Source organism: Nocardia sp. NPDC058497 (genome assembly GCF_042720195.1).
Classification (GTDB): domain Bacteria; phylum Actinomycetota; class Actinomycetes; order Mycobacteriales; family Mycobacteriaceae; genus Nocardia.
On sequence record NZ_JBHXMY010000341.1, the window covers coordinates 1 to 6,608 of the forward strand.

7 protein-coding genes are annotated in these 6,608 nt (G+C 68.9%); 4 read left to right on the plus strand and 3 right to left on the minus strand.

Annotated elements, in window-relative coordinates:
* Window positions 1–66: 66 nt before the first annotated feature.
* The 3 genes from ACFWPJ_RS21195 to ACFWPJ_RS21205 form a co-directional block, all read right to left on the minus strand.
* Window positions 67–711: a DNA-3-methyladenine glycosylase gene (locus ACFWPJ_RS21195; RefSeq protein ID WP_378853845.1), complete on the minus strand. Its 645-nt coding sequence runs from the start codon at window positions 709–711 to the stop codon at window positions 67–69.
* Window positions 712–748: 37 nt separating this feature from the next.
* Window positions 749–1,639 carry an RNA polymerase sigma-70 factor gene (locus ACFWPJ_RS21200; protein ID WP_378853847.1) on the minus strand — a complete coding sequence of 297 codons (891 nt, stop codon included), beginning with the start codon at window positions 1,637–1,639 and terminating at the stop codon, window positions 749–751.
* A gap of 77 nt (window positions 1,640–1,716) precedes the next feature.
* The gene (locus ACFWPJ_RS21205) at window positions 1,717–2,895 is read right to left on the minus strand and encodes an NAD(P)/FAD-dependent oxidoreductase (protein WP_378853849.1); all 1,179 of its coding nucleotides are present in this window, start codon (window positions 2,893–2,895) and stop codon (window positions 1,717–1,719) included.
* Between the two features lie 212 nt (window positions 2,896–3,107).
* On the opposite strand from ACFWPJ_RS21205, the gene ACFWPJ_RS21210 reads away from it, so the two are divergent.
* The 4 genes from ACFWPJ_RS21210 to ACFWPJ_RS21225 all read left to right on the plus strand — a co-directional run.
* On the plus strand, window positions 3,108–4,622 hold the full coding sequence (locus ACFWPJ_RS21210) for a multicopper oxidase family protein (protein WP_378853851.1): 1,515 nt from the start codon (window positions 3,108–3,110) through the stop codon (window positions 4,620–4,622).
* Window positions 4,623–4,695: 73 nt separating this feature from the next.
* Window positions 4,696–5,424, plus strand: coding sequence for an ABC transporter ATP-binding protein (locus ACFWPJ_RS21215; RefSeq protein WP_378853853.1), 729 nt, complete (start codon window positions 4,696–4,698; stop codon window positions 5,422–5,424).
* A 5-nt stretch (window positions 5,425–5,429) separates the two neighbouring features.
* Window positions 5,430–6,188 carry an ABC transporter permease gene (locus ACFWPJ_RS21220; RefSeq protein ID WP_378853857.1) on the plus strand — a complete coding sequence of 253 codons (759 nt, stop codon included), beginning with the start codon at window positions 5,430–5,432 and terminating at the stop codon, window positions 6,186–6,188.
* Between the two features lie 21 nt (window positions 6,189–6,209).
* A partial coding sequence (locus ACFWPJ_RS21225) for a TetR family transcriptional regulator (RefSeq protein WP_378853855.1) occupies window positions 6,210–6,608 on the plus strand: 399 nt, incomplete at its 3' end.

Consider the following 6,608-nt stretch of genomic DNA (forward strand, 5'->3'; position numbering starts at 1 on the left):
CCTTCGGGTCGGTCGCGCTCGGTGGGGAGCGCGTTCACCAGATAGGACGTGGCCCGCGTTGCGAATTCATCGCCGCCTCGGAATCTTTTTCACGACCGGTTCGGGCGCGCGTGGACTACGCCGGTAGGTGGACACCGCGGGCGAGGCGGGTAGCCAGAACCGCCACGCGACGTCGGCGGCCACACTCACCCCGATACGCGGCCCGACGGCGACCTCGGCCTGCGGGACAGCCGGATTCAGCTCGAGCCGGATCTCGGAGTACGGGTCGAACAGTTCGGTGCCGTAGTCGTCGAAGGTGAAACCCAGTGCGCTGCCGAGGTTTCCGGGGCCGCGGGCCAGGTCGATATCGGAACGTGAGGCTGGGCGGCGGGCGCGGGCGAGATCATGACCCGCGATGACCTCACCCGCCCGGAGCAGCACGGCCGAGGCCGCACCGTCGAATCCGGTGGTCACGTTCGCGCAGACGTGGATCCCGTACGAGCGGTACACGTAGAGCCGCCCGGCCGGACCGAACATCACCGCGTTGCGGGCGGTCGGCCCCGGCCAGGAATGCGCGGCGGGATCTGGCCACAGCCCCGCCGGATCGCTGCCGTAGGCCTCGACCTCGACGATGCGCACGGAGACCGGCCCCGACGACAGGGTCGCGCCGAGCAACCTGCGCGCGGCGGTGGGTGGATCGACGGCGAGTTCCTGTGCGGACACGCACGCCATTCTGGCCCATCCGGGCGTGCGCGCAGCGCAGCGGGATTCAGCCGAGCAGGTCGGTGCCGCGGTAGAGGCCCGCGAGCTTGCCCGGGTTGACCTGGAAGCGCAGGTTCTGGATGCGGCCGTCGACGAGGTCGAAGGTGAAGGCGGCGCCGGGGTTTCCGCCGATCGAGGCGAGGGTGCCCAGTTCGCCGTTGATCTCGGCGGTGCTGAATTCGATGCCCGCCGAGGACGGTTTGGCCAGCACGCCGAGGATCCAGCGGGCGACGTGGTCGGGGCCGTGCAGTGGTCTGCGGGCCGCGGTGACGACACCGCCGCCGTCGGACCAGCAGGTGACGTCGGGGGCGAGCAGGTCCATCAGCGCGTTCAGGTCGCCGCCGGAGCAGGCGGCCATGAATTGTTCGGTGATGTGGGCGCGGGCGGCCTTGTCGGTGTCGAAGCGCGGACGCCGCGACTGGACGTGGTTCTTGGCGCGGTGCGCGATCTGGCGCACGCTCGCCTCGGTCTTGTCGAGCGCCTCGGCGATCTCGGCGTGCGTGTAGCCGAACACCTCACGCAGCAGGAATACGGCGCGTTCGACGGGGGTCAGGGTTTCCAGCACCACCAGCATGGCGGTGGAGACGGTGTCGGCCAATGCGGCGTCCTCGGCGATGTCGGGTGAGGTCAGCACGGGTTCGGGAAGCCAGGGACCGACATAGGCCTCGCGGGTCACCCGGGCGGAGGTGAGCCGGTTCAGCGACAGGTTGGTGACGGTGCGGACCAGGTACGCCTTCGGGTGCTCGACAGCGGCGTGGTCGGTGTCGTTCCATTTCAGCCACGCGTCTTGCAGGATGTCTTCGGCGTCGGTGACGGTGCCGAGCATCCGGTAGGCGGTCGAGAACAGCAGACGGCGGTGCTCGAGGAAGGGGTCCTGGTCCGGCATGGGGTCAACCATGGCGCATTCTCCGTCACTGCGGCGGTATCGCGCGCCGGTTTCCCGCGAAACCAGCGCGTGGGTGATGGCGGGGCGGCTTACGCGGTGGCGCGAGTCGCTGTGCCGCCCTTGGACAGCTGGACGCTCATGGTCATCTTCTTGCTGGCCTTGAACGTCGGTACCGGGCTGCTGCTGACCAGCTCCTTGTAGGTCTTGGCCGCCCAGCCGGTCAGGTAGAAGCGGCGCGGGGTGTCGTCGGCGTTGGTGAACTGGATGACCGCGTCGCGGCGGCCCAGGCTCACCGGCTGGTGGAAGTAGCCGAAGCGGAACGGCCGCACCGGCTTGCCGCGCAGCTCGGCCGCGATCGCGTCGGCGACGTAGGCGGCGGTGGGCATGCCGCTCTGGCAGGTGCCGTGGACCAGGCCCCAGGCCTGACGCACCGCGACGGCGTCGCCGACGGCGTGAATCATGGAGTGCGACAACGACTTCAGCATGGGGTCGACCACGATCAGGCCGCGCTCGTCGGTCGCGATGCCCGCCTCGGCGGCGAGTGGCGAGACCCGTACACCGCTGGTCCACAGGGTGAGGTCGGCGTCGATTCTGGTGCCGTCGGCGAGTTCGACCGCGTCGGGCAGCACCTTGGTGACGCGCAGGCCGATCGCCCGGACGATCCCGAGCCGGTCCATCGCCTTGTTCAAGTAGGCGCGGGCCTTCTCGCCCATCATCGCGCCCGGCTCGGTCGCGCTGATCAAGGTGACGCGCAGACCGGGGTGGCTCTCGGCGATCTCGGTGGCGGCTTCGATGCCGGTGAGGCCGCCGCCGCACACCGCCACCGTGCCGCCCGCGGCGGTGAGTTCGGTGAGCTTGCCTGCGAATTCGTGGGCGAGGCGCGGATCGTTGAGCGTCCACGCGTGATCGGCGACGCCGGGGACGACGGTGGTGTCGGTGGTGCTGCCGAGTGCGTAAACCAGTGCGTCGTAGGGAAGCTCACCGAAACCGTCGACGTGCACGCGCTGCGTGTCGGGGTCGATGGCGGTGGCCCAGCCCTGGACGAATTCGATGCCGGTGCCGTCGAGCAGCTCGGGGATGTGGTGGTTCGCGAGTTCCTGACCTGCGGCGATCTGGTGCATGCGCAGCCGTTCGGTGAACCGTGCCGACGGGTTGACCAGGGTGATCCGGACGTCGAGCTTGCGGGTGCGCCGGGCGAGGCGGATCGCGGCCAGCATGCCCGTGTAGCCGGCGCCGAGGACGACGATGCGGTGCGTGGTGGTGTTCATGGCGATGCTCCTTGTCGGTGGGTTGTCGATAGGACAAACGACCCCGCCGGATCGTGACAACCACACGATGTGACCTGCATCACACCACAGCGTGGATGCGTCGAAACATGCTGCTACCTGCGGAAACATCGACCCGATCAGGGTGCGGGCCAGGGGCCGATGGGGGACGCTTCCCGATGTGCGACCACGGTCGCGCTCCCTACCGTCGGGACATGGCTTCCCCTTCTCGACCCGGCCGCCTGCGCCGAGTACTGCTCGGCGCGGGCGCACTCGCCCTCACCCTGGCGCTCACGATCGCAGGCCTGGTGACCTGGACCTGGGCCGGCGCCGACGTCTCCACCGTCGGCACCACGAAATTCACCCAGCCGCTGGCGATCCCACCGCAGGCCGCATCCACCGTCGAGCCCGACGGCACCCGCGTTTTCACCCTCGATATGCAGACCGGCACAACGGAATTCGAGCCAGGCCGCGCCACCGAAACCTGGGGTTTCAACGGCAGCTATCTCGGTCCCACACTGCGCGCCGCCCGCGGCGAGAAGGTGCGGGTCCGAGTGCGCAACCAGTTGCCCGAGGCCTCGACGGTGCACTGGCACGGCATGCACCTGCCCGCGGCGATGGACGGCGGCCCGCACCAGATGGTCGAGCCGGGCACGACCTGGACGCCGGAATGGACAGTCGCACAACCAGCTTCGACGCTCTGGTACCACCCGCACCCGCACGGCGCGACCGAGGACCACGTGCGCCGCGGCCTGGCCGGCATGTTCCTGATCGACGATGGCACCGCGCTGCCGCTGCCCGACACCTACGGCGTCGACGACATCCCGGTGATCGTGCAGGACCTGCGGCTGCGCGGCAAACGCCTCGACGGCAGCCACGCCGTCTTCCGCGATATCGGATTCCTCGGCGACCGCACCATGGTCAACGGCACCCTCGCGCCGTACCAGGAAATCGGCGACGAATTGGTCCGGCTGCGACTGCTCAACGCCTCGACCGCGCGGATCTACAACTTCGCCTTCCGCGACAGCAAGCGATTCTCGCTGATCGCTGCCGACGGCGGCCTCCTCGAAAGGCCCGAATCGCTGACAGCCGTGCAGCTTTCGCCCGGCGAGCGCGCCGAGATCGTGGTGCCCATGCAGCCCGGCGAGCGCGCGGTGCTGCACAGCGAACAGCTCGACGCGGGCCTCGACTTCTGGTCCAACCGGTTCTCCGGTGGCGACGACAGGTTCGATGTTCTCGAACTAAGGGCCGCGTCCACCCTGCGCCCCTCCCCCGAGCTGCCCGCCGCACTCGTCGCGCCGTCGACGCCGGACGGCTCGGATGCCGCCGTGGAACGCACCTTCGACCTCACCCTCGCCGGCATCAACGGCTCCCCGATGGCGATGGATCGCATCGACGCGACCGTCACCCGTGGCACGACCGAGAAATGGGTGGTCCGCAATGCCGACGGGATGCCGCACAACTTCCACGTCCACGACGTGCAGTTCCGGGTGCTCGACTACGCGGGCGCCCCGCCACCACCGGCGCTGACCGGACCTAAGGACACGATCTTCCTCCCGCCGAACACGACCGCGACGCTGGCGCTGCGCTTCGACGGACCCGCCGATCCGGACACCCCGTACATGTATCACTGCCACCTGCTCTGGCATGAGGACGTGGGGATGATGGGCCAGTTCGTGGTCGTCGAGCCAGGTCAGCAGGCCGCGACACCCCCGCGGCACGCGCATTGACCCTTGCCACGCCGACCAGGCCGCGCTAAATTCATCACGTAGTGAATTCAACACTCGATGAATTGAGGCGACCATGTCGCACACCGCACTCCCGGCCGTCCAGGTCGACGGCCTGACCGTCAAACGCGGGAAACGCACCGTTCTGCACGGACTCACGCTCGATATCCCGCGCGGCTCGATCTCCGGCCTGCTCGGCCCGTCGGGCTGCGGCAAGACCACCTTGCTGCGCAGCATCGTCGGCACCCAGATCGTCGAATCGGGCACCGTCACCGTGCTCGGCGAGCCGGCGAGCAGCGCCGGGCTGCGCCGCCGGGTCGGCTACGTCACCCAGGCGCCGAGCATCTACGCCGACATCAGCGTCCGCGAGAACGTCGCCTACTACGCCGCGCTCTACGGCCGCGACCGCGACGATGTCGAGTCAGCGCTCACCGCGGTCGGTTTGCGCGAGTACGCGGACCAGCTGGGCAATCAGCTCTCCGGCGGGCAGCAGACCAGGGCGTCGCTGGCCTGCGCGCTGGTCGGCAAACCGGAACTGCTGGTCATGGACGAACCGACCGTCGGCCTCGACCCGGTCCTGCGCGTCGAACTGTGGAAGCAGTTCCGCGAATTGGCCGCGGCGGGAACGACATTGCTCGTCTCGAGTCACGTGATGGACGAGGCCGACCACTGCGATCGGCTGCTGCTCATGCGCGAGGGCAACCTGCTCGCCCAGCTCAGTCCCGACGAACTGCGCGAACGCACCGATGAGCAGAACCTCGAGACCGCCTTCCTCACCCTGATCACGATGGGAGAGAGCGCATGACCACCATGACCCTGCGCCCCTACACCGCCACCACCGGCCGGATCCTGCGGCAGCTGCGCAACGATCACCGCACCGTGGCCATGATCCTGGTGGTCCCGGCCCTGTTGATGACGTTGCTGTACTTCATCTATCAGGACGCGCCGGGAGCGCCGCACGCTCCGCTGACGATCTTCGACCGGGTCGGCATCACCATGCTCGGCATCCTGCCGTTCATCGTGATGTTCCTGATCACCGCCATCGCGATGCAGCGCGAACGCACCTCGGGCACGCTGGAGCGGCTGCTCACCACGCCGTTGCGCAAGCTGGATCTGCTGGCCGGGTACGGCAGCGCGTTCTCGCTGGCCGCCGCGGCGCAGGCGGCCGTCGCCTGTCTGGTCGCCTTCTGGCTGCTCGGTATGAACGCCGCGGGCAATCCCGGCTGGGTGATGCTGATCGCCATGGTCGACGCGATCTGCGGTGTCGCGCTCGGCCTGCTGGCCAGTGCGTTCGCGCGCACCGAATTCCAGGCGGTGCAGTTCATGCCGGTGATCGTGGCGCCGCAGATCTTCCTGTGCGGCTTGCTCGTTCCGCGCGACCGGCTGCCCGGGTGGCTGGAGGCGATCAGCAATGTGATGCCGTTGAGTTACGCGGTGGACGCGCTGCAACAGGTGTCGCTGTACGCGGAGCCGACCGCGACTATGTGGCGCGATATCGCGGTGGTCGCCGGGTTCGCGGTCGTGGCCCTGTGCCTCGGTGCGGCTACTCTGCGTCGACGGACTCCCTGAGGATCGAGGAGAGAGACACCCATGAGTGACGGCGAATCTGGTTCGGGCACAGCCAGATCCGGTCGCACCGGGCGCAGGCCCGGCAATTCCGATACGCGCGCGGCGATCCTCGACGCGGCCCGGATCCGGTTCGCCGACACCGGTTTCGACAAGACATCGATCCGGGCGATCGCCGGTGACGCCGACGTCGACCCCGCCCTCGTGCACCACTATTTCGGCACCAAGCAGCAGCTGTTCGCCGCGGTGGTGGAGTTCCCCGCCGATCCGGAGGCGACGCTGAACGCGACCGATCACGCGCCGCTCGACGAGCTCGGGCCGACGATCGTGCGCACGGTGGTCGGGGTGTGGGACTCCCCCGCCGGGCCCGGCATCGTCGCGATGGTGCGCAGCATGTTCGGCGGCGGCGAGATAAACCTGGCC

What these genes read in the sequence shown, in the direction of transcription:
- ACFWPJ_RS21195 (WP_378853845.1), bottom strand. Translation starts at nt 711, where the DNA reads ATGGCGTGCGTGTCCGCACAGGAACTCGCCGTCGATCCACCCACCGCC.
- ACFWPJ_RS21200 (WP_378853847.1), bottom strand. Translation starts at nt 1,639, where the DNA reads ATGGTTGACCCCATGCCGGACCAGGACCCCTTCCTCGAGCACCGCCGT.
- ACFWPJ_RS21205 (WP_378853849.1), bottom strand. Translation starts at nt 2,895, where the DNA reads ATGAACACCACCACGCACCGCATCGTCGTCCTCGGCGCCGGCTACACG.
- ACFWPJ_RS21210 (WP_378853851.1), top strand. Translation starts at nt 3,108, where the DNA reads ATGGCTTCCCCTTCTCGACCCGGCCGCCTGCGCCGAGTACTGCTCGGC.
- ACFWPJ_RS21215 (WP_378853853.1), top strand. Translation starts at nt 4,696, where the DNA reads ATGTCGCACACCGCACTCCCGGCCGTCCAGGTCGACGGCCTGACCGTC.
- ACFWPJ_RS21220 (WP_378853857.1), top strand. Translation starts at nt 5,430, where the DNA reads ATGACCCTGCGCCCCTACACCGCCACCACCGGCCGGATCCTGCGGCAG.